Annotated in this window: 24 protein-coding genes; 7 read left to right on the top strand and 17 right to left on the bottom strand. The window is 66.3% G+C overall.

Annotated elements, in window-relative coordinates:
• Positions 1 to 45 precede the first annotated feature (45 nt).
• Genes AC1PLA_RS07770 through AC1PLA_RS07760 form a run of 3 tightly spaced genes read right to left on the bottom strand, consistent with a single transcriptional unit; the run spans position 46 to position 2,230 of the window.
• Positions 46 to 1,236 (bottom strand): efflux RND transporter periplasmic adaptor subunit, encoded by a 1,191-nt coding sequence (locus tag AC1PLA_RS07770; protein WP_024938934.1) that lies wholly within the window; start codon positions 1,234 to 1,236, stop codon positions 46 to 48.
• The gene (locus AC1PLA_RS07765; RefSeq protein ID WP_039520429.1) at positions 1,233 to 2,006 is read right to left on the bottom strand and encodes an SDR family NAD(P)-dependent oxidoreductase; all 774 of its coding nucleotides are present in this window, start codon (positions 2,004 to 2,006) and stop codon (positions 1,233 to 1,235) included. Before AC1PLA_RS07765 ends, AC1PLA_RS07770 begins: the two co-directional genes overlap by 4 nt.
• The gene (locus AC1PLA_RS07760; RefSeq protein WP_080689404.1) at positions 2,003 to 2,230 is read right to left on the bottom strand and encodes a hypothetical protein; all 228 of its coding nucleotides are present in this window, start codon (positions 2,228 to 2,230) and stop codon (positions 2,003 to 2,005) included. Before AC1PLA_RS07760 ends, AC1PLA_RS07765 begins: the two co-directional genes overlap by 4 nt.
• A gap of 128 nt (positions 2,231 to 2,358) precedes the next feature.
• Here AC1PLA_RS07760 and AC1PLA_RS07755 point away from each other — a divergent pair, with 128 nt between their 5' ends.
• Positions 2,359 to 3,393, top strand: coding sequence for an XC_2801 family transcriptional regulator (locus AC1PLA_RS07755; protein WP_016850355.1), 1,035 nt, complete (start codon positions 2,359 to 2,361; stop codon positions 3,391 to 3,393).
• Between the two features lie 889 nt (positions 3,394 to 4,282).
• Here AC1PLA_RS07755 and AC1PLA_RS07750 read toward each other — a convergent pair.
• From AC1PLA_RS07750 to AC1PLA_RS07710, 9 genes are all read right to left on the bottom strand, one after another.
• The gene (locus AC1PLA_RS07750; protein ID WP_016902719.1) at positions 4,283 to 5,008 is read right to left on the bottom strand and encodes a YiaD family glycine zipper/OmpA-like lipoprotein; all 726 of its coding nucleotides are present in this window, start codon (positions 5,006 to 5,008) and stop codon (positions 4,283 to 4,285) included.
• Positions 5,009 to 5,298: 290 nt separating this feature from the next.
• A complete protein-coding gene (locus tag AC1PLA_RS07745) occupies positions 5,299 to 6,717 on the bottom strand; it encodes a cryptochrome/photolyase family protein (RefSeq protein ID WP_481105914.1) in 1,419 nt (472 codons plus the stop codon).
• 102 nt (positions 6,718 to 6,819) lie between these two features.
• A complete protein-coding gene (locus AC1PLA_RS07740; RefSeq protein ID WP_016902717.1) occupies positions 6,820 to 8,250 on the bottom strand; it encodes a replicative DNA helicase in 1,431 nt (476 codons plus the stop codon).
• 222 nt (positions 8,251 to 8,472) lie between these two features.
• A complete protein-coding gene (locus AC1PLA_RS07735) occupies positions 8,473 to 9,027 on the bottom strand; it encodes an NADPH-dependent FMN reductase (RefSeq protein ID WP_104594802.1) in 555 nt (184 codons plus the stop codon).
• A 76-nt stretch (positions 9,028 to 9,103) separates the two neighbouring features.
• Entirely contained in the window at positions 9,104 to 11,044 is a 1,941-nt protein-coding gene (gene asnB / locus AC1PLA_RS07730; RefSeq protein ID WP_054591583.1) for an asparagine synthase (glutamine-hydrolyzing), read from the bottom strand.
• Between the two features lie 31 nt (positions 11,045 to 11,075).
• Positions 11,076 to 11,720: a glutathione S-transferase family protein gene (locus AC1PLA_RS07725; protein ID WP_024938929.1), complete on the bottom strand. Its 645-nt coding sequence runs from the start codon at positions 11,718 to 11,720 to the stop codon at positions 11,076 to 11,078.
• Between the two features lie 124 nt (positions 11,721 to 11,844).
• A complete protein-coding gene (locus AC1PLA_RS07720) occupies positions 11,845 to 14,415 on the bottom strand; it encodes a DUF3857 domain-containing transglutaminase family protein (protein WP_481106174.1) in 2,571 nt (856 codons plus the stop codon).
• A gap of 58 nt (positions 14,416 to 14,473) precedes the next feature.
• Positions 14,474 to 15,649 (bottom strand): acyl-CoA dehydrogenase family protein, encoded by a 1,176-nt coding sequence (locus AC1PLA_RS07715; RefSeq protein WP_024938928.1) that lies wholly within the window; start codon positions 15,647 to 15,649, stop codon positions 14,474 to 14,476.
• A gap of 159 nt (positions 15,650 to 15,808) precedes the next feature.
• Positions 15,809 to 16,600: a glycine zipper 2TM domain-containing protein gene (locus tag AC1PLA_RS07710; protein WP_006451921.1), complete on the bottom strand. Its 792-nt coding sequence runs from the start codon at positions 16,598 to 16,600 to the stop codon at positions 15,809 to 15,811.
• A gap of 145 nt (positions 16,601 to 16,745) precedes the next feature.
• Here AC1PLA_RS07710 and AC1PLA_RS07705 point away from each other — a divergent pair, with 145 nt between their 5' ends.
• Together AC1PLA_RS07705 and AC1PLA_RS07700 are read left to right on the top strand one after the other, a co-directional pair.
• The gene (locus AC1PLA_RS07705; RefSeq protein ID WP_481105913.1) at positions 16,746 to 16,961 is read left to right on the top strand and encodes a DUF6116 family protein; all 216 of its coding nucleotides are present in this window, start codon (positions 16,746 to 16,748) and stop codon (positions 16,959 to 16,961) included.
• The gene (locus AC1PLA_RS07700) at positions 16,961 to 17,728 is read left to right on the top strand and encodes a TatD family hydrolase (protein ID WP_481105912.1); all 768 of its coding nucleotides are present in this window, start codon (positions 16,961 to 16,963) and stop codon (positions 17,726 to 17,728) included. The genes AC1PLA_RS07705 and AC1PLA_RS07700 overlap by 1 nt, the downstream gene beginning before the upstream one ends.
• 38 nt (positions 17,729 to 17,766) lie before the next feature.
• Here the strand turns inward: AC1PLA_RS07700 and AC1PLA_RS07695 are convergent, their stop codons facing one another.
• A complete protein-coding gene (locus AC1PLA_RS07695; RefSeq protein ID WP_047124233.1) occupies positions 17,767 to 18,597 on the bottom strand; it encodes a tRNA threonylcarbamoyladenosine dehydratase in 831 nt (276 codons plus the stop codon).
• Positions 18,598 to 18,670: 73 nt separating this feature from the next.
• Here AC1PLA_RS07695 and AC1PLA_RS07690 point away from each other — a divergent pair, with 73 nt between their 5' ends.
• Together AC1PLA_RS07690 and AC1PLA_RS07685 are read left to right on the top strand one after the other, a co-directional pair.
• Positions 18,671 to 19,099: a hypothetical protein gene (locus AC1PLA_RS07690; protein ID WP_481105911.1), complete on the top strand. Its 429-nt coding sequence runs from the start codon at positions 18,671 to 18,673 to the stop codon at positions 19,097 to 19,099.
• Positions 19,100 to 19,265: 166 nt separating this feature from the next.
• Positions 19,266 to 19,748, top strand: a complete 483-nt coding sequence (locus tag AC1PLA_RS07685; protein WP_016902706.1) for a glycine zipper 2TM domain-containing protein — start codon at positions 19,266 to 19,268, stop codon at positions 19,746 to 19,748.
• Positions 19,749 to 19,969: 221 nt separating this feature from the next.
• Here AC1PLA_RS07685 and AC1PLA_RS07680 read toward each other — a convergent pair whose 3' ends face one another.
• On the bottom strand, positions 19,970 to 20,185 hold the full coding sequence (locus AC1PLA_RS07680; RefSeq protein WP_003483561.1) for a cold-shock protein: 216 nt from the start codon (positions 20,183 to 20,185) through the stop codon (positions 19,970 to 19,972).
• 227 nt (positions 20,186 to 20,412) lie between these two features.
• Between AC1PLA_RS07680 and AC1PLA_RS07675 the strand changes: the two genes are divergently transcribed.
• Together AC1PLA_RS07675 and AC1PLA_RS07670 are read left to right on the top strand one after the other, a co-directional pair.
• The gene (locus AC1PLA_RS07675; protein WP_481105910.1) at positions 20,413 to 20,898 is read left to right on the top strand and encodes a DUF456 domain-containing protein; all 486 of its coding nucleotides are present in this window, start codon (positions 20,413 to 20,415) and stop codon (positions 20,896 to 20,898) included.
• A 206-nt stretch (positions 20,899 to 21,104) separates the two neighbouring features.
• Positions 21,105 to 22,238: a phospholipase A gene (locus AC1PLA_RS07670; RefSeq protein ID WP_016902704.1), complete on the top strand. Its 1,134-nt coding sequence runs from the start codon at positions 21,105 to 21,107 to the stop codon at positions 22,236 to 22,238.
• Between the two features lie 327 nt (positions 22,239 to 22,565).
• Here AC1PLA_RS07670 and AC1PLA_RS07665 read toward each other — a convergent pair whose 3' ends face one another.
• From AC1PLA_RS07665 to AC1PLA_RS07655, 3 genes are all read right to left on the bottom strand, one after another.
• Complete coding sequence (locus tag AC1PLA_RS07665; RefSeq protein ID WP_024938923.1) at positions 22,566 to 23,204, bottom strand: carbonic anhydrase; 639 nt, start codon at positions 23,202 to 23,204, stop codon at positions 22,566 to 22,568.
• A gap of 186 nt (positions 23,205 to 23,390) precedes the next feature.
• Positions 23,391 to 24,026, bottom strand: coding sequence for a glutathione S-transferase family protein (locus AC1PLA_RS07660; protein WP_039520404.1), 636 nt, complete (start codon positions 24,024 to 24,026; stop codon positions 23,391 to 23,393).
• Between the two features lie 13 nt (positions 24,027 to 24,039).
• A complete protein-coding gene (locus AC1PLA_RS07655) occupies positions 24,040 to 24,465 on the bottom strand; it encodes a hypothetical protein (RefSeq protein WP_166764524.1) in 426 nt (141 codons plus the stop codon).
• Positions 24,466 to 24,473 lie beyond the last annotated feature (8 nt).

The raw sequence follows: 24,473 nt of genomic DNA, 5'->3' as shown, positions 1-24,473 counted from the left end.
GCCCTGTTTCAAGGCCGGTGGTCACGGGTGCGATGCAGCGATGAATCAGTTCGAGGCGGTGCGCTTGTCCGGTGCCGTGGCCATGGCCACGGTCTTGGCATCGACCGGCATGCCAGGCATGAAGATCTTCTGCACGCCATCGACCACCACGCGGTCGCCGGCGGCCAGTCCCTTGCGCACGATGCGCAGGCCATCGGCATTGCGGCCCAGCTCGATGTCGCGCCGTTGCGCCTTGCCGTCCTTGTCGACCACATACACGTACTTGCGGTCCTGATCGGTCAGCACGGCCTTTTCGTCGACCAGCATGGCCTTGAACTGGCCGCTGCCCAGCAACTGCACGTGTGCATACAGGCCCGGCGTGAACTGGCGCTGCGCGTTGTCCAGTACCGCGCGCACGCGGATGGTGCCGGTGCTGCGGGTCACCTGGTTATCCAGGAAATCCACGCGCCCGGTATGCGGGAAGCCCTGCTCGCCGACCAGGCCGATGCGCACCGGCAACTCGCCGCCGCGCGCATCCGGACGCTCGCCGTTGCGCGCCATCTGCGAATAACGCAGGAAGGTGCCTTCGTCGGCATCGAAGTACACAAACACCTTGTCCAGCGACACCAGCGTGGTCAGCACGCTGGCGCTGTCGCTGGCGGTGACCAGATTGCCGGCGGTGACCATCGCACGCCCGGCGCGGCCATCGATCGGCGCACGCACGCGGGTCCAGTCCAGGTTGAGCTTGGCGGTATCCAGCGCGGCCTGTGCGGCCAGCAGATCGGCATCGGCCTGATCGGCGGCAGCGCGGCGCTGCTCCCAGGTCTCGGTCGAAATGGCCTGCTGGTCGGACAATTTGCGCGCACGTGCCGCTTCGCTGCGGGCCAGCGTGGACTGCGTGCGTGCACGCACCAGCGCCGCGTTGGCGCGCGCAAATTCGGCACGGTAGCTGCGGTCGTCGATGCTGAAGAGCACATCGCCCTTCTTCACTTCGGCGCCTTCGACGTAGTTGACCTTGTCGATGTAGCCGGACACGCGCGGGCGCAGCTCGACGCTTTCCACCGGCTCGATGCGGCCACTGAATTCGTCCCACTGGCTGATCTCCTTCAGCAACACCGGGGCGACGCTGACGCTGGGCGGCGGCGGCGCGCCGGTCTCGGCAGCCTTGCTGCCGCAACCGGCCAGCACAACCGCGAGTACGGCGCCCGTCAATACAGTACGCAAGGGAAAACGGAACGGGGTGGCGTTCGGGGTCATGGGGAAATCTCTCGGGTGGGGATGGGAAAATGCAGACCGGCGAGCCGGTCGGCCGAAGGAGCGGCGTGCAGGCGACGGCTGACGGTCACGATGGCTTGCCCGGGCTGGCCAGGCCCGGCGATCAGCGAGACCGCCGCGCGGCCGACATCCACGGCGCGGATCCATTCCGGACACGCGTCCTTGGCACGGCCCGGCGTACACACCGGCTGCTCGACCGACAGTAGGTGCACGCGGACGCCCAGCGGCTTGGCTTCCTCGTGCAGGACCTGGGCGAGCATGCGGGTGGCGGCAGCGGCGATCGAGGTATCGCCATGCGCGGCCCAGGCACGCAGCGCGCAGGGGCTGCCCAGCAACAGGTAGCGGCCGCCGCCCTCGGCCTCGGCCAGCAGCGGCAGCAGATGCCGCGCGGCCGCCAGGTGCGGCAGCACGTCGCGCTCGATGCGGCGACGCAGCGCAGTGACCGGGCGGTCCAGCAGGCGGCCGGCCTTGAGCGGGCTGCCCACGCTGGCGATCACCGCCGCCAGCGGACGCGGGCGCTGGGCCAGTTCGCCGGCCAACGCCTGCGCCGAAGCGTCGTCGGCGACCGAGCCCTGCAAGGTCTCCAGCAGCGGTGTGTGGCCATGCTGCGCGCGCAGCGCGTCGAGCTTGGCGGCGTCGCGTCCAATCACCAGCACCGGCATCCGGGCATCGAGCAAGGCGGCGACGATACCGGCGCCGACATTGCCCGCGCCGCCAATGACGGCCGTCTCGGATTGGACCATCCCGGTCATGGGACTTTCACTCCCGACATCGGGACAATTCCGCGCTGCGCCAGACGCGCCGACAGTCCAGTCCGCTGTGTCGGAGCGCCGCCGGCCTGACGCCGGGGCGATGCCGAAAAAGCGCGCGAAACGCCGGCACGCGGGCTTCTCGCCGTGGAAACCACCGGATCGAAGGCACCTTCGATGGCGCTACGCGATGTCGACGACAAGCCGAAAACATTGCACAACCACATGGCCGTGCTCCTGCATGGAGGGGATGCCGCATAAGTTAGGCTCCAAACCAGCACTTGATTAGTCCGGATTTAGGGGAATAATCGTCCCGTAAGCGGTCTAATCCCTCCTGACCCCGGAAGGCAGTCCCATGACTCACGATCTCAACGACACCCTGATCTTCGTCAAGGTGGTCGAACAAGGCAGCTTCATCGCCGCCGCCAACGCGCTCGGCCTACCCAAGACCACCGTCAGCCGCAAGGTGCAGGAACTGGAAACCCGCCTGGGCGCCCGCCTGCTGCACCGGACCACGCGCCGCATCGGTCTGACCGAAGCCGGCTCGGTCTATCACGAACATTGCCAGCGCATCGCACGCGAACTGGAAGAGGCCGAGAGCGCCGTCGGGCAATTGCAGTCCGGCCCGCGCGGCTGGCTGCGCTTCACCGTGCCCTACTCGCTGGGCATCACCTGGATCGCGCCGTTGCTGGGCGAGTTCCATGCGCAATACCCGGAGATCCAGCTGGACATGCATCTGGGCAACGAGAAGCTGGACCTGATCGGCGGCGAAGCCGATCTGGCACTGCGTGTCGGCGCGCTGCCCGATTCCAACTTGGTGGCGCGCAAGCTCGGCAGCCTGCGCACGCAGGTCTTCGCCAGCCCGTCCTACATCGAGCGCTATGGCGAGCCGCTGCATCCGGACGAGCTGCAGTTCCATCGCACCCTGGCGCTGCGCAAGAACCGCAACGTGCACAACAACCGCTTTTTCTGGTCGCTCAGCGACGGCAGCGATGTGCGCGATTTCCCGGTCAATCCGTTGATGGTGGCCAACGATCCGGCTGCGCTCAATGGCGCGGTGTTATGCGGCGAAGGCTTGCTGTTGACCGGCGATGTGATGGCCAAGCCGTTCGTGCAATCGGGTCTGGTGCGCCGGGTGCTCGCGGGTTGGACCGGGCCGGAGGTGGACTTCAACGCGGTGTTCGCCGGCGGCCGCCTGGTCTCGCCGAAAGTGCGCGCCTTCGTGGACTTCCTGGTGACGCGGATGAACTTCGATGCGGACTACATGATGGCGCAGTGCCCTGCGCGCCTGGCGGCACAAAAAGCCGACAACGATGCAAAGATCGAGGTCGGCGCAGAGGCGGAACTGCGTGCCGAGGGCAAGCGCATCCTGGAAAACGTCACGGCGTAGTCTGTACTCGTAGTCGCCTAACGGAGCACCCTCGTCCCCCTCGGGACAAGGTGCCCGAAGGGTGATGGGGAGACGTTGCCCGTACAAGCGAAAACGTCCCGGCCGCTACAAACCTCGAATCCCGAATCCCGAATTCCTGCCGGAGTGTCGAGGCCATCCAGCTCCGGCACTTTTGGTCGTGGCGAAGTCACCATACCGCTGTCGACCGATGCAATCTTGAAGCGACCGAGCGCGCGAGCTTTAGCGTGGTCTGGAGATCCGAAACTGCGTTGGTCAACGCCTAGCGATAACGTCTAGCTGCAAGTCAAAAGACCAGTTGGTCGAGTGCGCGGTGCCCTCACCGCTTGCGGGACACGCCGTGAATCAGTCCATGGAGGCTCCTCGGCGGCATCCATGCCGCCGAGGGTCCCGCAACCGGCAAGGACACCGCACCAGAGAGTTGGTCGGCTGCTTTTTTTAAAAATTGTTACTCGGCCTGCGATAGCAGATGCGACGTTTGTAGCTTGCGTGTTGAAAGTCCGTTTGTTGCTCGGTTTGCGATGGGAAAATGGCGAGAGGTTGATCGAACACTTAGTGCTCCGAGCAACCTACGGCTTGCCTTGCTTGCAACCACGCACACCGACCATCCCGACAGGTCCTTGCCCGCCCACCGTCGCGGGACCTTACGCGGCATGGATGCCGCGTAAGAGCCTACAGGGACGTACTTGCGGCGTGTCCCGCGAGGGTGGGCGGGCAAGGGCCCTGCAGAAAACCCGCAGATCGGCAGCTTTGCACCCGACGCGCGCTTGATCAAAAATTCGCAGCGCAAAAAAACAGGCCGCTTTCGCGGCCTGTCTTGCTTACTCATTGCGGCTCGTCAGTCGACTCGCCACGATTCAGTGCGGCAAACTCAACGCATGCCCGTGTTGTTCCCGGCACCCTCCGAGCGCAGCGGGATCAGGCGGATTTCGACGCGGCGGTTCTGTGCGCGGCCGGCGTCGGTGCTGTTGTCGGCGATCGGGTAACGCTTGCCGGCGCCCATGGTTTCCATACGCTCACGCTGCACGCCTTGTGCAGTCAGATACTGCGCGACCGCGCCGGCGCGCTCTTCGGACAGACGCTGATTGACCGCGTCGCTGCCGACGCTGTCGGTATGACCGACCACTTCCACCATGGTCTGGTTGTACTCGCGCAGTGTGGACGCCACGCCATTGAGCGCGCTGTAGAACTGCGGCTTCAATGCAGACTTGCCGAAGTCGAAGGTGATGCCGTCGGGCAGGTTCAGGGTGATGTTGTCGCCCTGGCGCTGCACTTCGATGCCGGTGTTGGCGGTGCGCTCACGCAGTGCGCGCTCCTGGCGATCCTGGTACTGGCCAACCGCCGCGCCACTGAGCGCGCCGATGCCGGCACCGACCATCGCATGCTGACGGCGTTCGGTGGCGCTGTCGCCGGTCAGCAGACCAGCGGCCACGCCGATCGCAGTGCCGATCAGCGCGTTGCGGCCGGTGCGGTTCTGCTGTTGGGTCTGCTCGCCGTACTGGTCGCGCTGCACATACGAGCCGCCGGTGGCGCAGGCGGACAACGCAATGGCGCTGGCCAGGGCAACGGCAAGGCTCTTGGTGGCTGCTGGGGACATGGTGTTCTCCTGTGGCCGGACCATCCGGCACTCAATCGTGTCGGCGAGGATAAACAGTCCAACGCGACTGGCGCATGATGAAACCGACCTCCAGTCGCGCGCAGCTAGTGCTGCATTCAGGAAAACGTTTTCTGCTCGGACAGCGGCATGCCTACACGTAACGCATTCGGTGATGTGCGAAACAAGCGTTGCAGCACACGCATGCAACGCCTTAGCCTTGCAGAAGCAAACACGCAGAAGCGAGCATCAGCTGACCACGCAATCAGGAGGTCGCTCGCCCTGCCGCGCGCCTAGCCGCGCGTTTTTGCATACGCCGCCAGCGCCGCATCGCGGCCTTCGGCCAGGCCGATGATCGGCGTACGCGGATACTCAGGTGCCAGCCGCGCCAGCGACAACGGATGCAGCCACGGCGCGAAGCGTTCCTTCACCGCAAGCTTGCCGAGCTCAGGTACCCAGCGCGTGATGTAGGCGGCCTGCGGATCGAACTTCTCGGCCTGCGTGACCGGATTGAACACACGGAAATACGGCGCCGCATCGGCACCGGTACCGGCCACCCACTGCCAGCCCAGCGTGTTGTTGGCCAGGTCCGCATCCACCAGCGTGTCCCAGAACCAGCGCGCGCCTTCGATCCAGTGCACGCGCAGATGCTTGCACAGCAGGCTCGCCACGATCATGCGCACGCGGTTGTGCATCCAGCCGGTGTGCCAGAGCTGGCGCATGCCGGCATCGACAATCGGAATGCCGGTGCGGCCCCGCTGCCAGGCCTGCAATGCGACCGGGTCTACCTTGGCCCAGTCAAAGCCTTCGAAGCGCGGGTTGAGATTCTGGTTGGTGGTGTCGGGAAAATGGTGCAGCAGGTGATACGCAAAATCGCGCCAGCCAAGCTGGCGGATATAGCCGTCGATCTCGGCACCGTTGCGTGCGTTGCGATTGGCTTCCAGCGTGCTGGCGATCCGCCACGGCGCGATCTCGCCGAAATGCAGATGCGGCGACAACTGCGAGGTGCCGACCCGGTCGGGCCGGTCGCGGTTTTCGCGATACCCGGACAGCGCGCCATCGATGAAGATTTCCAGCATCTCGTGCGCGCCGGCCTCGCCGGGCTGCCAGTGTTCCCAGAAGCCTCGGTCCCAGTCCAGCGCCGGCAGCAGCCCCAGCGTGTCCAGCGCAGCGCTCTTCAATTGCGCAGGCAACGGCGGCAGGCTGCGCGGTGCCGGCACGGCAGCCGGCAATTGCAGCTGGGTAAGCGCATTGCGCCAGAACGGGGTGAACACCTTGTACGGGCCGCCCTGCTGCGTCGTCAACTGCCACGGTTCGAACATCAGTGCGGAGTTGCAGCTCTGCACTTCGATCCCGCGCTCGCGCAGGCTGCGCTTGATCTGCGCATCGCGCGGCTGCGTGGCCGGCTCGTACTTGCGGTTCCAATACACCGCCACCGCCTTGGTCTGCGCGATTAGCTCATCCAGCACCTGCGCGCTGTCACCTGCACGCAGCACCAGACCACTGCCGAGCGCGCGCAGGTCCGCATCCAGCGCCGCGAGCGAGCGGTGCCGCCAGCTCCGCGAGGCGGCGCCTGGCGTCCACTCGCCCTCTTCGTGCGGCGCATCGATATACAGCGGAATCGGCTGGTGCCCCGCATCCAGCGCAGCCTGCAAGGCCGGGTTGTCCTGCAGGCGCAGATCGCGACGGAACCAGACGATGGCGTAGGACATACAAGCTCGGCAGCGGCGATGAGGCGCGCAGCATAAGCCAGCAGATGCAAGGATGGCGCGATGCCGTAGCGACGGATTGCCGCCCGGCATCAGGCAGGAGGTTTATTCGAAACTGCCCACCGAATCGTGGGCCAGATTGTCGAACCGGGTGTATTCGCCGAAGAACTTGAGCTTGCACGACCCGGTCGGTCCACCGCGGTGCTTGCCGATGATGATCTCGGCCAGGCCCTTGTCCGGCGAATTTTCCTTGTTGTAATAGTCGTCGCGATAGATGAACACGATCATGTCCGCGTCCTGCTCGATCGCGCCGGATTCGCGCAAGTCGGCCATCACCGGGCGCTTGTCGGTCCGTGTTTCCAGCGAGCGGTTGAGCTGCGACAACGCGATCACCGGCACGTTGAGCTCCTTGGCCAGGCCCTTGAGCGAACGCGAGATTTCCGAGATTTCGGTCGCGCGGTTTTCGCTGTTGCCCGGCACCGACATCAGCTGCAGGTAGTCAATGACGATCAGGCCCAGGTCGTGTTCGCGCTTGAGTCGGCGGCACTTGGAGCGCAGCACTTCCGGCGACACGCCCGGCGTGTCGTCGATGAAGATCTTGGTTTCCTTCAGCATCTTGATCGCGCCGGTCACACGCGCCCAGTCCTCGTCTTCCAGCGCGCCGGTACGCAGGCGTTGCGCATTGATGCGGCCATTGGACGAGATCAGGCGCATCGCCAGCTGCGATGCCGACATTTCCATCGAGAATACCGCCACGCCCTTCTTGGATTTGATCGCGGCGTATTCGGCGATATTCAGCGCAAACGTGGTCTTGCCCATCGCCGGACGCGCGGCCAGGATGATGAGGTCGGTCGGCTGCAGGCCGGAGGTCATCGCGTCGAAATCGTTGTAGCCGGTCGGCAGGCCGGTGATGTTGCCGCCGTTTTCGAAACGGCTGCGCAATTCCTCGAAGGCGTCCTTCAACGCGCCCGGCATCGCCACGAAGTCGGTACGCCCGCGCGCGCCGGCCTCGGCGATCTTGAACACCGCCTTTTCCGCCGACGACAGCAACTCCACGCTTTCGCGGCCCTCGGGCTGGAAGCCGTCGTTGACGATGGTGGTGCCGACCTCGATCAGCTGTCGCAATACCGCCTTGTCGCGCACGATCTCCGCGTATGCGGCGATGTTGGCCGCCGAGGGCGTGGTGCTGGCCAGCTCGATCAGGTACGCGCCGTCGCCGACCTGCTCCAGCTTGCCCTGCGATTCGAACCACTCGCCCAGGGTCACCGCGTCGAAGGGGCGGTCCTTTTCGTTCAGTTCGCGAATCGCGCGGTAGATCAGCCGGTGATCGCGGCGGTAGAAATCGTTGTCGGTCAGTTGGTCGTTGACCCGATCGAACGCATCCGGCGCCAGCATCAACCCGCCGAGCACGGCCTGCTCGGCCTCGACCGAATGCGGCGGTACCCGCAACTGGTCAAGCCGCGGCTCGGGACGATCGTAATCGTCATCGTCGCGATCGCGATTGCGCTTGGAACGGAAACCAGGACGAGCAGCCATGGACAAACAGACCTGACACAAGGGAGACGAGGGCAGGAAGCATAGTCATCGGCGGCGCCGACGACCATGCACAACTCTGTGGATAACTGGTGGACAGCCGGTGCATCACCGTTCTACGCGGCGGCTGTCGCAACCACCGAGACGCTTGCTGCACCTGGGTTTGCGCTGCGTCACCGGTGCCGGTTGACAGCTGTCTCCAGGCCCAACGCCGCTGTGGTCAACTCAGCGCTTGGACTGTTCGACCAGGCCCAGGAAGGCGTCGACGAAGCCCTGCAGGAACTTGCGGCTGTCGGCGTTGGCAACCTGGTCGTCGGCACCGAACAGGCCCTCCTTGTACTGCAGGAAGACTTCCGGCTGGCCAAGCACCCGCATGTCCAGATACGACAGCACATTGCGCAGGTGCTGCTGCGCGGTGGCGGTGCCGATCGCCCCGACCGAGATGCCGACCACGGCGGCCGGCTTGCCCGCAAACGCGCTGTCGCCGTACGGGCGCGAGCCGGTATCGAGGGCGTTCTTGAGCACGCCGGGAATCGAGCGGTTGTACTCCGGGGTGACGAACAGCACCGCGTCAGCCGACCGGATCTGTTGCTTCAGCCGCGTGCCCTCTGCCGGGTAATCGCCATCGTGGTCCTGGTTGTACAGCGGGATGTCGCCGATCTCCACGTACTCGAACACGGCCTTGTCGCCGGCCAGATGCTCCAGCGCGCGCGCCAGTTGGCGGTTGTAGGACGCGGCACGCAGGCTGCCGACCAGCACGGCGATGGTGATCTTGCTCATGGGGAACGCTCCATTGGGGGAATCAGCGCCCGACTCTAGTCAGCCTGGCGCTCATACCCGGTGAAGCGCGGCTGCCTCAGCGGCCGATCGCGGCGCGTTGGGCGCGCCAATGCACCTGCCAGGCCTGGAACATCAGCACCGTCCACAGGTGCGTATGCCATTTGCGCTCGCCGCCGTTGAAGTCCCGCCACAGCCCGGCCACGGTGTCGGCGGCGAACACGCCGTCGCGCTCCAGCGTAGCGTGCGCCAGCAGATCGTCGGCCCAGCCATGCAGGTCGCCACGCAGCCAGGCACTGACCGGCGCGCCGAAGCCGCGCTTGCCGCGGTAGACCATCGGGTCGGGCAGATAGCGGCACAGCACGCGCTTGAGCAGGTATTTGCTGACCCCGTCGCGGTACTTCAGCGACAGCGGCAGCGACCAGGCGAACTCGGCCACCCGCCAGTCCAGCAACGGCGCGCGCGCTTCCAGCCCCACCGCCATGGTGGTGCGGTCCACCTTGCACAGCAGATCGTCGGGCAGATAGGCGGCAAAGTCGGCCAGCATCATCGCGTCGGCCGGCGTGCCGGAGCCGTGCAGCGGGTCGGCCAGGCTGTAGAAACTGTCGGGCTCGGTCGCGCCCAGCACCACCGCGGCCGGATCGCGCCAGCGCGAAATGCGGTTGCGGTAGATGTCGCCGATGCCGCGTGCGCCGGCCTCGGCCACCAGCGCGGCCAGGCCGCCGGTGCGCGAGGACTCGCCGTTGCGGCGTGCCGCCAGCGCCATCAAGCGCCGCAGCGGCCCCGGCACCAGCCCGTGCATGCGCCAGTTGCGCAGCGCACGCTGGTACCGGCCGTAGCCGAAGAACAATTCGTCGCCGCCATCGCCGGACAGCGCCACCGTCACCCCGCCGCGCGCCAGCCGTGCGACCAGCGCGGTCGGCACCTGCGAGGCATCGGCGAAGGGCTCGTCGAACATGTCCGGCAGGGTCGGCACCACCGCCAGCGCGTCGGCGCCGCTGACATACAGCTCGGTGTGGTCGGTGTGCAGATGCGTGGCCACCTCGCGTGCCAGCGGCGCTTCGTCGTGATGCGAACCTTCGAAGCCGATGCTGAAGGTATGCACCGGCTGGGCGCTCTGCGCCTGCATCATCGCGGTGACGATCGACGAATCGGTGCCGCCGGACAGGAACACGCCCACCGGCACGTCGGCCACCATGCGCAGCGCCACCGCATCGCGCAGCACGGCATCGAGTTGCTCCTCGGCCTGTGCATCGCTGCCGGTGAACGGCGCCGCCAGCGCGCGCTGCATCGCCTCGCGCGCGTTCCAGAACGGCTGCTGCGCCTGGTCCGGCCGATGCGCCGCCGCGCCGGCCGCCACCATCTGCGCATCCAGCCGCAGCACCCGCCCGGGCATCAACTTGAAGGTGCGCTCGTGGATGCAGGCCGGTGCCGGGATGTAGCCCAGCCGCAGCAGCAAGGTCAGCGCATTGCGATCGACCCCGTTATCGAAGTCCGGGTGCTGCCACAGCGCCTTGAGTTCGGAGCCGAACACCAGGGTGTCGCCGGCCCAGCCGTAGTACAGCGGCTTCTTGCCGACGCGGTCGCGGGCCAGATACAGGCAGTTGTCGCGCTCGTCCCACAACGCCAGCGCGAACATGCCGTTGCAGCGAGTCAGGGTGTCGTCCAGCCCCCACTCCACCACCGCCGCCAACAGCACTTCGGTATCGGAATGACCGCGGAAGCGGTGCCCGAGCGCGGACAGCGCCGCGCGCAGTTGCGCGAAGTTGTAGATCTCGCCGTTGTAGGCCAGCACATAACGGCCATCGGCAGAGCGCATCGGCTGATGGCCCAGCGGCGACAGATCCAGGATGCTCAAGCGTTGATGCGCCAGCGCCACGCCGGCCTGCGCATCGCACCAGGTGCCGGCATCGTCGGGGCCGCGATGACGCAAGGCGGCGCCCATCGGCCGCACCAGCGCATCGAGTTGTTCGCCATGCATGCGTGGCGAGGCCAGCAGCAGTCCAGCCAATCCGCACATCGTCAGTGCTCCTGCCGGCAGCGCATGCCGCTCATGCCGTCACCGCGCCGGCTGCAGGCGCCGGCATTGCGATAAAACCGGGTACTGCCTGCACGCGCTGCAGCCAGGCACCGATCGCCGGCCAGCGCTCCAGATCGAAGCCACCGTCCTCGGCGCAATGGGTGTAGGCAAACAGCGCGATATCGGCGATGCCGTAGTCGTTGCCGGTAAACCAGCGGTGCTGCTGCAGGTGCTGTTCCATCACGGCCAGCGCCTGCTCGCCGCGGGCGCGCAGCTGCGGCAGTTCGGCGCGGCGCGCGGCATCGCGCGGCGTCCACAGGCTGATGAACCGCGCCACCGCGACATACGGCTCATGGCTGTATTGCTCGAAGAACATCCAGCTCAAGGCCTGCGCGCGCTGCCACGCGTCGGTGGGCAGGTACGGGGTGCCTTCGGCCAGCCAGAACAGGATCGCGTTGGATTCGGTCAGCACGCGGCCGTCGTCGCGCTCCACCATCGGCACCTTGCCGTTGGGATTCTTGGCCAGATACGCGGGCGTGCGAGTTTCACCGGCGGCGCTGTCGACCTCGACCCAGTGATAGCGGCTGCCCAATTGCTCCAGCAGCAAGCGCACCTTGTAGCAGTTGCCGGAACTGGACATGCCATGGACGGTCAACGGGGGACGCACGGTCGACATCAAGCTGGCTCCGCGGCAGCAACGAGGGGCTGGCAGTGTCACAGCCCCGGGGATCTTTGCAAAGCCCTGCATCGATTCTGCTGCAAGGCGTGGCCGTGGTTGCGTGCGCTGCCGGCGGCGCGGCTCAGCGCATCACCACCAACGCCACCGGCACACCCAGCACGGCGACCAGCATGCCCAGCACCGACAACGTCAATGCCAGCGCACCAAAGGCCCGCGCGCGTGCGCAGCCGGTCGCACCGGCAACCGCCTGGACCGCAGCGATCGACCACCACAGCCCGCCTAGCAGCAGCATCAGCACCGCCATGGCCACCTGCGCCAGCCCGGCCGGATCGTGCACAGCGGTCCGGAACAGGACGATATCGCCACCGAGCGCGACCAGCGTCGCCAGCAGGCAGACCAGCCATGGCAAGGCACTGCCCAGCAGCGCCGGCAGTAACACCGCAAACTCCGCAGTGCCGCCCATCCAGCGCAGCATCCACTGCAGCAACACGCAGCCCACCAGCGCGATGGCCAGCATGATCGCCACGGCGATGGCGTGCACCCACAACGGCTGCGGAGACACCCACATCCAGCTCGAGAGCACCAGGATCAGGCCGAACACGCACCACGCGCTCCAGCGCGCGCGGGCCTGCGTGTGCAGGCGCTGCGCAACGGTGTGCGGATCGAACAGCATCCCGCCCAAGCCACCGCCGCGCCACCAGGCCAGGCATGCCAGCACCAGCACGATCAGCGCCAGCAGCGCGGCCAGCGGATAGACGAAGACGTGCATCTCCAGCGGCTGTCTGTGCGGCTGCGGCTTGAGGTCGTGATTGAAGTACAGCAGGTCGCGGGCACGCTCCATGTCGGCGGCTGCACGCTTCACGCCGCTGGCGGGAATGCGGTCGGACAGCCGCTGCCACTCGCCGACGATGACGATGCGTCCTTCGTGCGTGGAGACCGTGCGCGAGAACCGGAACCACGGGTTGGCGACCACCTGCGTATCCGCTTCCACCCGCACCGCCGGGTCGACCCGCACCCGCACGGTCTGCCGCGCCAGCCGCGGGCCGCCCAGCGCCAGCGGGCTCTTGCGCGCCGCAGTGGGCAGGGCGTCCATCCATTCGCCGAGCTGGAACAGCGGAAAGCCCAGCTCGTCGCCCTCGTCGGTCGGCCACTCCAGGCGGTAGGCCTCGTGCGTGCGCACGTTCAACACATCGGTCGCGTCGATGGTCGGCACGCCGACCTGCATCAGCGCGGTGTAGTACTGCTGCATGAATTCCAGGTAGTGCTCGCCCACCGCTTGCGCACCGTTGTCGTCGAAGCTGGTCGCCACGCGCTCGCCGCGTCCCTGGCGATACGTCGTGTCCACGGTGAAGGTCGCCACACGCTGCGGCTTGCGCAGCGAGATCACGACCTCCTCGTCTACCTCGACCTGCGGCAGCGTCGGCATCGGCGATGGCACCGCCACCAGATCGCGCTGCCCGGCCACGACCGGCAGGCCGCGCACGAACGGCAACGGCCGGCGTTGCGCCAGCGGGCCCTCTTCGCGGTCGCGCGTAGCATCCACCCATACCTCGCCCTGCGGCAGGTGAGCGCGCACCACCACATGATCGAACGCGTAGGGACTGGGCAAGCGCAGATCCAGCCCGTGGCCCTTGTCGCTGCTGACCAGCACCGGCTCGGCGCGGATGCCGGCCAGTTGCAGCAGCGCGATCAACAGCGTCGCCTTGTCCTTGCAGTCGCCGTAGCGATTGCGCAGCGTCACTTCCGGTGGATGCGGCGCGTGCGAATTCTCGCCCATGTCCAGGCCGACATAACGGATCTCGCCCTGCACGAAGGCCACTGCACGCAGCAGTGCGCCCTGCGGGTCGTCGCGGCGCAGCTGCAGGTTCTGCACCATCCCGTCGGCAACGCGCGCGTCCTTGAACGCGTGCGGATACAACTGCGCTGCCCATGCCGCCACCGCCGCCCAGTTGCCGGCAGTGGAGACTTCGATCCGGCCATACGGATCGACATCCTCCGGGGTGTCCTTTTCCTCCTGCACGGCGGGCAGGTCGCGTGCGGCGATGTCCAGTGTCGCCACATCGCCGGTGCGGCTGACGTTGCGGCTGAAACCGGGCGCCGTCACCCGCCACTGCAATCCCATGCCGGCCGGATGCCGCACGCGCACCCGGCGCTCGCCCAGCGCTACGCCGTAGCGCGCATCGAACACGTCGTAATAGCCCTTGCCGAACACCGGATTGCTGCCGGTGATGGTCACGCCGTAATCGACCCGGTCGCCCACGCGCAGGTCCGGCAAAGTGATCGACAGCGTCAGCGCGCCATCGATCAAACCGTCTTCCAGTCCGCTTTCGCGGCGCAACCGGGCGTAGTGCGCCTGCTTGCGCATGTCGATGCGCCTGCCGTCGCGCCAGACCTCCAGGCTGTTGAGCGCCAGCTGCTGGTACTGCGGCTGGTAATCGATGGAGATCTGCCCGGCTTCGTCAAGACTTTTCGCACGCTGCACGGTGTAACTGAGGCGGCGATACGCCTGCGGCGCCGCGCCGGTCAGATCGACCTGATCGGACACCAGTTCATAGCGCAGCCCGCTGGCACCGGGCACCTTGTCGGGCACCGCATCGGCGATGACCCAGGCCGGTGGCGGCGCCATGCGCGGCGCCTCGCTGGCCTGTGCCGGTGCGATCACGCTCGCCACCACGGCCAGCACGCAACTCATCCAGAACGCGCCACGCAGACGTCGCTTCCCATCCCTGTCGATCAACACCCACTCCTCGTCAAAACGCATTGAGTCCCGTCAGCGCACGCCCGACCACCAACTGATGCACGGTCTCGGTACCCTCGTAGGTGATCACCGATTCCAGGTTCAGCGCATGCCGGATCGCCACATGCTCGGTGGTGATGCCGGCCGCGCCCAGCAGATCGCGGCACTCGCGCGCCACATCCAGGGCCATGCGGCAATTATTCCACTTTGCCAGCGAGATCTGTTCCGGCCGCAGCTGGCCGGCCTGCTTCAGCCGCCCGAGCTGCAGCGCCAGCAGCTGCGCGGTGGAAATCCGCCGCGCCATGTCGGCCAGCTTGATCTGCGCGCTCTGCGTGGCCGCCAGCGGCCGGCCGAACAGGATGCGTTGCCCGCTGTAGGCCAGCGCCTCGCGCAGACAGGCCACCGCCGCGCCGATCGCGCCCCAGGCGATGCCGTAACGCGCCTGATTGAGGCAACCCAGCGGCGCCTTCAGACCGGCCGCGTTCGGCAGGCGCATCTGCTCCGGCACGTAGACGTTGTCCAGGAACAAGCCCGAGGTCACCGATGCGCGCAGGCTCATCTTGTGTGCGATGTCCTGCGCACTGAAGCCGGCGCTGCCGGTCTCGACCAGAAAGCCGCACACGCCGTCATCGGTATGCGCCCAGATGATCGCCAGGCCGGCAATGCTGCCGTTGGTGATCCACATCTTGGCCCCGTTCAAGCGCCAGCCGTCGCCCTGCCGCACCGCGCGCGTGGTCATCGCGGCCGGATCCGAGCCGCCCTGCGCTTCGCTCAGCCCGAAACAGCCGATCAGGCGGCCGGCGGCCATCTCCGGTAACCAGCGCTGGCGCTGCTCGTCGCTGCCGTAGGCATGGATCGGGTACATGCACAGCGAGGACTGCACGCTGACGAAGCTGCGCAGGCCGCTGTCGCCGCGCTCCAGTTCCTGGCAGATCAATCCGTACGCCACCGCGCCCAGGCCCGCGCCGCCATCGCGGACCGGCAGGCTGGCACCCAGCAGGCCGAGCTCCGCCAGTTCCGGTACCCATTCGCGCGGAAAGCGCCCTGCGTCGAAGGCATCGCCGATCGCCGGCAGCACCCGCGTATCGGTGAAGCGCGCCACCGCGTCCTGCACTGCCCGCTCGTCGTCGGTCAGCAGCGCACGTACATCGAACAGATCATCGGGGCGCACCGGCATGTCGGCTTCCACTCCAGGAGAAGTGGCGATTATCAGCCAGTTGCCGGCCGAACATGGCGGCGACCTGTTCAGCGCACGGACGTCGTGACCAGCGCCTGAAAACGAAAAGAGCCGGCAATGCCGGCTCCTTTCTTGCCAACCAGCGATCCTGGGCGGATCGCTGCCAGCGGTTTACTGACGCGTGCTGCCCGCATCCACACGAACGCCCCTGTCACCGGCGGTCGAAGCGGTCTGGGTCACCAGCTGACCGTCGACCACCGGCAGGCGATCGCTGGCCGGCTTGTCGTTCATGCGCACGGTCTTCTCGAAACCGTCGTAGCGGTAGGTCACGTCGTAGGCCACCACGTTGTCGGCATCGCCCAGCGAGATGCGTTCGCCCGGCTTGCTGTCCATGCGCATGGTGCCGGTGGTGCCGTCGGCATTGCGGTAGGTCACGTCATAGCCGACCACGCGCGAGGACTGCGAGTTGGCGTTTTCGGTATGGCACTGGCGCTCGGTGCGGTCCACCACGCGGCCGCCGACATGATTGCGGTCCACACGGTTGCCGACCATGCCGCCACCGACCGCACCGGCCACCGTGGCCAGCTTGCGGCCATTGCCGCCGCCGACCTGGTTACCCAGCAGGCCGCCGATCACCGCGCCAGCGACGGTGCCGCCGACATTGCCATCGCGCTCAGGCAGACGTTCCTGCACTACCACGTCGCGGCAGACTTCGCGCGGCGAGGAGCTGGTGGTGGTTTCGCGGATGGCCGCGCTGTTGACGACCTGCGCATACTGCGGCTCGCGCTCGGTGATGGGTGCAACCTTGACCACGTCGGCGTATTCCAGACCACGCGGTGCCGGCTCGCCGTTGGCGACGAAATCGCCGGACGACGGACGATTATTCATGAAGGCGGCCGTGGCCACGCCTCCAACCAGCAACGCACCAGCAGCGACCAGTATAGTTGTCGTATTGCTCTTCATGATCCAGCTCCGTGCGGACACGCCGCGTTGTTGACGGCGTGATTCCAGCACGCGAACCCTGAACAAAAACGCCCTCGCTCATGAACGCCGCAGTTAAGTTCAGCTAGCGGTTATTTCATGCACTGCTAACAGCCGGAGCATCCGCATGCGCAATCTCGTTACCTCGCGCGCCCTGGACTGGGCCAGCAAGCTGCGCTACCCCACCTTGTTCAAGCTGGCGGCGGCGCTGTTTCTGGTCGACTTGGTGCTCCCGGACCCGATCCCGTTCCTGGACGAGCTGCTGTTCGGCCTGACCACGCTGCTGCTGGCCAACTGGAAGACCCGCAAGGCACCGCTGCCCGCGCCGGTGCGCCGCGATTGATGCAGCTGGTCGATAGCCACTGCCATCTGGATGCCGGCGAGTTCGACCACGACCGCGCCGCGGTGATCGCGCGCGCGCAGGCGGCCGGTGTCGTGCAGCAGGTGATCCCGGCGATCACCGCCGCCAGCTGGCCGGCGCTGCGCTCCGTCTGCACCCAGGCACCCGGACTGCACCCCGCCTACGGGCTGCACCCGATCTTTCTCGATCAGCACCGCCCCGAACACCTGCAGCTGCTGGCCGAGTGGATCGAGCGCGAGCGGCCCTGCGCCATCGGCGAGTGCGGGCTGGACTTCTATCTGGACGGGCTGGACGCGCAGATGCAGCGCGATTATTTCGACGGGCAACTGCAGCTGGCCAAGCGCTTCGGGCTGCCGCTGATCGTGCATGCGCGGCGCGCCACCGAAGAGGTCATCGCCCGCATCAAGGCCGTGGGCGGCCTGCGTGGTGTGGTGCACAGCTTTGCCGGCAGCCCCGAACAGGCGCAGCAATTGTGGAAGCTGGATTTCATGATCGGCCTGGGCGGCCCGGTGACCTACCCGCGTGCCAATCGCCTGCGCGGCCTGGCTGCAACGATGCCGCTGGACTGGCTGCTGCTGGAAACCGATGCGCCGGATCAGCCCGACGCCAGCATCCGCGGCCAACGCAACGAGCCGGCCTACCTGCGCACGGTGCTGGACTGCATCGCACAGCTACGCGGCGAGGCGGCCGAGCACATCGCCGCGCAGACCACCGCCAACGCGCGGCGGTTGTTCGGGTTGCCGGGCTGAGCGCACTGCCCGTTGCCGCATGACACGGCAACGCGCACTCACCCCGCCGAGGCAGCCTCGGCAACAGGCTTGGCAGCAGCCACCTTCGGCTTGAGCAACATCTCCAGCGCCTTGCCCACCGCGACAAACGCAAAGGTGCCGGTGATATGCGTGGCTGCGCCCAGCCCTGCCCCGCAATCCAGCTTGAGTGTGGCGTCGGCATCCAGTTGCGGGCGGATGCCGCAGACGCTGCCATCGGCCTGCGGATATTTGACGTTCTCCAGCGAGTACACCGCCGGCACGCCGAAATAGCGCTGCGGATTCTTGGGGAAGTTGAACTCGCTGCGCAGCTTCTTGCGGATCAGCGCCAGCATCGCGTCGTGTTCGGTGCGCGAGACATCGCGTACCCGCACCAGGGTGGGATCGGTGCGCCCGCCAGCGGCGCCCACTGTCAGCAAGGGCAACTTGCGTCGGCGACACCAGGCGATGGTTTCCACCTTCACCCGGAAGCTGTCGCAGGCATCGATCACCAGGTCGAACGCATCGCCGAGCAGCTGTTCGATATTGCCGGCGGTGAGGAACGACTCCACCGCATCGGCTTCGATTTCCGGGTTGATCGCCACGCAGCGTTCGGCCATCGCGCGCGCCTTGTTGCGTCCGTACTGCCCTGCCAGCGCCGGCAGCTGCCGGTTGGTATTGGACACGCACAGGTCGTCGGCGTCGATCAGGCGGATATGGCCGACGCCGGTACGCGCCAGCGCCTCGACCACCCACGAGCCCACGCCGCCCATCCCCACCACCGCCACGCGGCAGGCGGCCAGCCGCTCGACCGTGCCGACTCCGTACAGCCGGTCGATACCGGCAAAGCGTTCACGCCATTGTGCTTTCATCGGCCTATTTTACGCGCGCCGCTCAGCGCGCGCCCATCGACCTATTGAAGCCCGCGTCCACGGAGGTCCGTCCATGCCCGCCCCGCCCACCGAACAATCGCGCGCGTCCCGCTATGCCTTCCTGCTGGTGCTGGGCATCCTGATCGGGCTGGCGTGCACGGTGATGGTGGCGCGCGTGCTGCAGGCCAGACGCAACCCGGTGCCGGACAGCCTGATGCAGGTGATGGCTTACCAAGTGCGCGCCCTGCAAGCCGATACCGATGGTGGCTGCAACTCCACACGCCAGCGAGCGCGACTGCAATCGCTGCGCCTGCTTGCCGGCGAACTGGAGCCGGCCTTTCCAGACATCGGCGAGGACCGCCGCTTCGGCGAGCATGCCAGCGCCCTGCGCACCGTCCTGGACCAGGCACAGCGCACGCCGCCAGCCGATTGCGCCGCGCTTGCCGCAGTCAGGCCACAGATCAATGACGCCTGCGAGGCCTGTCATCGCGACTTCCGCTGACCGCCATCGCACCTCCGCATCGACGCGCATGGCAGCGGTTGTGAACAGCACGCTCGGGTTTCGTTAAGCCTGGAGTGATCCAGTTGGCAGACCGTTCACCCTGACCAACACAGGATGACGTCGCCGCGGCCCTGACCGCTTTTTCGAACCACCCCGGAGAGACCTCATGAAGACCCGACTGCTCGTCATTGGCCTGGCTGCAACCGCAACGCTGGTTGGCTGCGCCACCTCCCAGCCCCAGTACGGCAGCTACCGCGGCGACCGCGGCTACGACCAGGGCTATTCGCAGCCGCAGGCACGCTGCGTGGATTGCGGCATCGTGACCCGCATCGATGAAGTCGGCCCGACCCGCAGCGCTCCTACCGGCACCGGTGCTGTGCTCGGCGGCATCGTCGGCGCGGTGGCCGGTCGCCAGATCTCCAAGGAGACCGGTGGCAGCAAGGGCAACAAGAACGTCTCGGCCGTGGCCGGTGCCGCCGCCGGCGCGCTGGCGGGCAATGCGATCCAGAACAACGTCACCAGCGACAGCTTCGATGTGCAGGTGCGCATGGACGACGGCCGCGTGATCGTGGTGAACCAGCGCGACCTGGCTGGCGTGCGCGAAAACGCCTATGTGCGCGTGGTCAACGGCAAGGTCGTGCTGCGCTGATCGGCGCGCTTACCAGTAGCGGCCAGGAAAACCACTGCGCTCACCGTCAGGCCGGCGCAGTCGGCGCCCGGAATCGACATGCATCCACGTGTACTTCGATCTCTTCGTGCCCGCCTGACCACTGCTCGCTACGTTCGATTCGCCAGTGTTGGCGAATGACAGAAAGGCCCGGCGACGGGCCTTTCTGCTGTCTGCGCGATGGCCGCGGTGTTGCGCCGCGCTCAGACCACCTGCACCGCATCGGCCTGCAGGCCCTTCTGTCCCTGCACGACGGTGAAGCTGACCTTCTGGCCTTCCTTGAGGCTCTTGAAGCCCTGGATCTGGATCGCACGGAAATGGACGAAGACGTCCTCGCCGTTTTCGCGACTGATGAAGCCAAAGCCCTTGGCATCGTTGAACCACTTCACGACACCATTCTCGCGTTCGATATTGGACATCTCGACTGACTCCCTACGACACTGTGATGGACTGACGGTGGTGGCTGTGATTGCAAGGAGGAAGCGAGGTACAAAGATGTAGCGGATCGAACGATCTACCGCATCAGGCCACGATTCACGGTGACCGTTGCAAACAGCAGCGCTGGCAACTTAACCCGCGCCAAACGAATTTTCAAGCAGCCCTTGCGCAATTTTGTCAAGCCTGAAACAGGACATTTTTAAACATCATGGATACCACCGTCGTCTACTACATCCTGGCTGGCGTGCTGGTCCTGATCGGCCTTGCCGGAGTCGTCCTGCCGGCGCTGCCAGGCCTGCCACTGGTGTTCGCGGGGCTGCTGGTGGCCGCCTGGGCCGATGGCTTTGCCCACGTCGGCTGGGTGGCGCTGGTGATTCTGGGCCTGATGACGGCGTTGTCGTTTGCGATCGACTTCCTTGCCACTGTGTACGGCGCCCAGCGGGTCGGCGCCAGCAAGGCGGCACTGTGGGGCTCGCTGATCGGCTCGGTCGTCGGCATCTTCTTCATGCCGATCGGCTTGTTCGTCGGGCCGTTCGCCGGCGCGTGGCTCGGCGAGTATTGGCAGACCCGCAAATCCGACCAGGCCACCAAGGTCGGCTTCGGCACCTGGCTGGGCATCGTGTTCGGCACCGCGACCAAGCTGGCACTGGGCCTGTGCATGCTGGGCGTGTTCGCCATCGCTTGGTTTTTCTAGCCGATTTCCAGCGCTCACCGAGGCTGAGTGGGTCGATTGATCGCATGGAAAACGACAACCCAGCCGCCAACGCGGTCGCGGCCAGCTATCGATTGCAGGCATCGCCCGGATGTTATGCCACCGTGTACACACCGCGTATGCAGGCGCGACCGTTAAGCTTCGCATCTGACGCGCCTGCCTGGCGCCTTTATTCGGCCAGACTGCCCATGTCCAAGCACCGCACCCGTCCCTTGATGCTGATTGCCCTGGCGGCCGCGCCGCTGGCGCACGCACAGGAAATCGCCCCTACCCCCGCCTCGCCGCAGGCCTGCACTTCCGTCACCTCGGATGCGGCACGGCTGGCCTGCTACGACCAGGCGCTGGGCTATACCCCGCAGCTGACCGCCGAGGCCGATGCCGCCGCGCAGATCGCCAAGCAGAAAGAGTCCAAGCCGCAGGACGAGCGTGCCATCAGCCGCGTCGGCGATTTCTTCCGTGCCGATGGCCAGGACCAGCCCAAGGCCGAGGCGGTCGCCAACGCCGGCCGCGGTTCGTTGCTGGACCGCCGCTGGGAGCTGGCCAAGGATTCCAAGCTGGGCACCTTCCAGTTGCGCGGCTACAAGCCGGTCTACCTGCTGCCGGCGTTCTGGACCAGCGACTCCAACCGCACCCCGCAGTCGCCGAACCCGGCCAACTCGGTGTCCACCCCGCAGCAACTGGACAGCACCGAACTGAAATTCCAGCTCAGCTTCAAGACCAAGGTGGTCGAGGATCTGTTCGGCGACAACGGCGACATCTGGATGGGCTACACCCAGAGCTCGCGCTGGCAGGCCTACAACACCGATGCCTCGCGCCCGTTCCGCGAAACCAATTACGAGCCGGAAGCGATGCTGGTGTTCCGCAACAACTACAGCCTGTTCGGCTGGAAGGGCCGCATGAGCGGCATCAGCATCAACCACATGTCCAACGGCCGCGAAGATCCGCTGTCGCGCTCCTGGAACCGGGTCATCCTCAACATCGGGCTGGATCGCGAGAACTGGGCACTGACGCTGCGCCCGTGGTTCCGCATCAAGGAAGACCGCGCCGACGACAATAATCCCGATATCGAGGATTACATGGGCCGTGGCGACGCCACCCTGGTCTACAACAAGGACGGGCACGAAGTGGCATTGATCGCGCGGCATTCGCTGCGCGGCGGCGACCGCTCGCACGGCTCGGTGCAGCTGGACTACGGCTTCCCGATCACCAACCTGCTGCGCGGCCACGTGCAGGTGTTCGACGGCTACGGCGAAAGCCTGATCGACTACAACCACAAGGCCACCTACATCGGCCTGGGCGTGTCGTTGCTGGAGTGGTTCTAAGCACATCGCACCGCTGCGCTGAGCAACGTCGAGACCATTGAAAAGCCGGCATGCGCGCATGCCGGCTTTTTTACTTGTGGACTTGCAGCTTGGAGCGGCAAAACGTAGCAAGCAGTCGTCAGCTGGGCGCGCAGGAATCGTAGTGCATGCGTGGCATGCAGGTTCCGGACACGGCCCACGCCTGCCTGGCGATGAGCGCAGCAGTTTGATAGCCGCTCCAAGTTCCACAGCGCTGACAGCTAGGCTGCTCCACACCCTCCGCACATACAAAAAAGACAGCGCAGGAGATCATCCTGCGCTGTCTTCATGAAACGGCTTTGGCAGCGATCAGACGTCGAAGAAATCGACCTTGCCATCTTTCAAGGTGTAATACGCACCGACGACGCGAACATTGCCTGCGCGCAGCGGTTCGAGCAGCGCCGGCTCGGACGCGCCACGCAGGCGGTCGACGGTGCGCTTGACGTTGGCCTTGACCGAGGCCGCCAGCAGGTCGTCGCCGCCCTTGCTCTTGGCGGTCAGCACGGCCGGGACGATCGGCTCGATCATCGCGCCGATCGCGCCCGGGAAGAATGCGTTCTTCTCCACCACCGACACCGCCGCGGCGACCGCGCCACAGCTCTCGTGGCCCATCACCACCACCAGCGGCACGCCGAGCTGGCTGACCGCGTATTCGATGGAGCCCAGTGCCGTGGTGTCGACGGTATTGCCGGCATTGCGGACGATGAACATCTCGCCCAGGCCGCGGCCGAACAGCAGTTCCGGCGGCACGCGCGAATCCGAGCACGACACCAGAATCACGAACGGGGTCTGCCCCAGCGCCAGTTCCAGACGGCGCTTGCTGTCGGAAATGACCTTCTTGGGGCGGTTTTCCACGAAGGCGGCATTGCCGTCACGCAGCACCTGCAATGCCTGCTCGGCATTGAGATCGGTCTTCTTCGACGGCGCCGCACCAACGGCGAACGGCAGTGACGCGGCGGCGGCCGCGATCGGCGCACAACAGGCACATTGCAGCAGTTTTCGACGGGATGCGGAATGCGACATGGACGAGCCCCTGCTCTCTGGTTGTCTGGCGATCGTACACCGCGCCAGGCGCGGCACCACGGCGCGACTGGAGCTTATGTCGACACGATTTCGCGGCCCGCGCCCTTCGGTTCAGGTCCAGTCCGTCAGACCCTCGCGGCGATAGGTTTCCTGAAATGCCGGGCGGGCTTTCATTCGCTGCGCATGCGCCTGCAAGGCCGGCCAGGTGTCGCTGGGCCGGGGCATGTTGCGCGACCAACGCATCATCATGGTCAGCATGAAATCGGCCGCCGACAGGGTCTGCCCGAGCAGATACGGGCCATTGGCCTGCAGGTGTGCATCGACCCGCGCCCAGGCCGCCTCCAGTCTGGCGCGTGCCTGGGATTGCGCGGCATCCGCGTGCGCGGCGCCGGCCGGCTCGTCCGGATAGAACCAGGCCCGGTACGCCGGCTGCAAGGTGTTGGCGCAGAAGAACATCCACTGGTAGTACGCCGCGCGCTCGGGAGTACCGAGCGGCGGTGCCAGCCCAGCCTGCGGATGCAGGTCGGCCAGATGCAGCACGATCGCGGCCGCCTCGGTCAGCACGTGTCCGTCGAGCACCAGCGTCGGCACCACGCCGGCCGGATTGAGCGCCAGATACTGCGGCGATTTCTGCTCGCGCCGGTCGAAGTCCAGCGGATGCAGTACGTGCGGCACATCGAGTTCGATCAGCAGCCAATGCACGACCAGTGCGGCAGTGCTGGGGGCGTGGTACAGCGTGGTGGTCATGCAAACTCCTTCGTCAGTTGGTACAGGAACGCAAGCAGGCGAGCTTGCGGGGTTCACAGCGATTGACATCGCTCTGCTGCGTGCAATCGAACACCTGGGCCATGCAATTGGCCCGCTGCGCCGGATTCTGGGTTGCGTCGCAGCTCTTTCCGCGTGGTGCAACCGCCATGCGGCAGCTGCTTTCGCTGGGCCGGTCGGCGGCGCACTGCGCGGCGCGGCGGTTGCACTGCGCGATGCAGCGCTCCATCGCCGAGGGGCCGTTGAAGCGCGTTGCGGTGTCGCTGGGCTTGAGCGGCTTTTTCTCGGCAAACGGTACTGGCGCGGTGGGTTGCGGCGCATAGTTGCCGGACGGAAACAGCACGGTGGGCTGGGTCTTTTGTTGCGCTGCCAGAGGCAGGCTGGCGCACACCAGGAAGGCGAGGCAGACGAGACGGAGCATTCCTGTTC

This window comes from Xanthomonas sp. NCPPB 1826 (genome assembly GCF_056725285.1).
The sequence above is the reverse complement of the archived record's forward strand: the minus strand, read 5'-3'. Positions and strand labels throughout refer to the sequence as shown.

What these genes read in the sequence shown, in the direction of transcription:
- AC1PLA_RS07655 (WP_166764524.1), bottom strand. Translation starts at nt 24,465, where the DNA reads ATGCTCCGTCTCGTCTGCCTCGCCTTCCTGGTGTGCGCCAGCCTGCCT.
- AC1PLA_RS07750 (WP_016902719.1), bottom strand. Translation starts at nt 5,008, where the DNA reads ATGTCCCCAGCAGCCACCAAGAGCCTTGCCGTTGCCCTGGCCAGCGCC.
- AC1PLA_RS07660 (WP_039520404.1), bottom strand. Translation starts at nt 24,026, where the DNA reads ATGACCACCACGCTGTACCACGCCCCCAGCACTGCCGCACTGGTCGTG.
- AC1PLA_RS07705 (WP_481105913.1), top strand. Translation starts at nt 16,746, where the DNA reads ATGCGCAATCTCGTTACCTCGCGCGCCCTGGACTGGGCCAGCAAGCTG.
- AC1PLA_RS07685 (WP_016902706.1), top strand. Translation starts at nt 19,266, where the DNA reads ATGAAGACCCGACTGCTCGTCATTGGCCTGGCTGCAACCGCAACGCTG.
- AC1PLA_RS07740 (WP_016902717.1), bottom strand. Translation starts at nt 8,250, where the DNA reads ATGGCTGCTCGTCCTGGTTTCCGTTCCAAGCGCAATCGCGATCGCGAC.
- AC1PLA_RS07725 (WP_024938929.1), bottom strand. Translation starts at nt 11,720, where the DNA reads ATGTCGACCGTGCGTCCCCCGTTGACCGTCCATGGCATGTCCAGTTCC.
- asnB (WP_054591583.1), bottom strand. Translation starts at nt 11,044, where the DNA reads ATGTGCGGATTGGCTGGACTGCTGCTGGCCTCGCCACGCATGCATGGC.
- AC1PLA_RS07670 (WP_016902704.1), top strand. Translation starts at nt 21,105, where the DNA reads ATGTCCAAGCACCGCACCCGTCCCTTGATGCTGATTGCCCTGGCGGCC.
- AC1PLA_RS07760 (WP_080689404.1), bottom strand. Translation starts at nt 2,230, where the DNA reads ATGTGGTTGTGCAATGTTTTCGGCTTGTCGTCGACATCGCGTAGCGCC.
- AC1PLA_RS07765 (WP_039520429.1), bottom strand. Translation starts at nt 2,006, where the DNA reads ATGACCGGGATGGTCCAATCCGAGACGGCCGTCATTGGCGGCGCGGGC.
- AC1PLA_RS07695 (WP_047124233.1), bottom strand. Translation starts at nt 18,597, where the DNA reads ATGAAAGCACAATGGCGTGAACGCTTTGCCGGTATCGACCGGCTGTAC.
- AC1PLA_RS07680 (WP_003483561.1), bottom strand. Translation starts at nt 20,185, where the DNA reads ATGTCCAATATCGAACGCGAGAATGGTGTCGTGAAGTGGTTCAACGAT.
- AC1PLA_RS07770 (WP_024938934.1), bottom strand. Translation starts at nt 1,236, where the DNA reads ATGACCCCGAACGCCACCCCGTTCCGTTTTCCCTTGCGTACTGTATTG.
- AC1PLA_RS07720 (WP_481106174.1), bottom strand. Translation starts at nt 14,415, where the DNA reads ATGAGTTGCGTGCTGGCCGTGGTGGCGAGCGTGATCGCACCGGCACAG.
- AC1PLA_RS07755 (WP_016850355.1), top strand. Translation starts at nt 2,359, where the DNA reads ATGACTCACGATCTCAACGACACCCTGATCTTCGTCAAGGTGGTCGAA.
- AC1PLA_RS07700 (WP_481105912.1), top strand. Translation starts at nt 16,961, where the DNA reads ATGCAGCTGGTCGATAGCCACTGCCATCTGGATGCCGGCGAGTTCGAC.
- AC1PLA_RS07745 (WP_481105914.1), bottom strand. Translation starts at nt 6,717, where the DNA reads ATGTCCTACGCCATCGTCTGGTTCCGTCGCGATCTGCGCCTGCAGGAC.
- AC1PLA_RS07735 (WP_104594802.1), bottom strand. Translation starts at nt 9,027, where the DNA reads ATGAGCAAGATCACCATCGCCGTGCTGGTCGGCAGCCTGCGTGCCGCG.
- AC1PLA_RS07690 (WP_481105911.1), top strand. Translation starts at nt 18,671, where the DNA reads ATGCCCGCCCCGCCCACCGAACAATCGCGCGCGTCCCGCTATGCCTTC.
- AC1PLA_RS07710 (WP_006451921.1), bottom strand. Translation starts at nt 16,600, where the DNA reads ATGAAGAGCAATACGACAACTATACTGGTCGCTGCTGGTGCGTTGCTG.
- AC1PLA_RS07675 (WP_481105910.1), top strand. Translation starts at nt 20,413, where the DNA reads ATGGATACCACCGTCGTCTACTACATCCTGGCTGGCGTGCTGGTCCTG.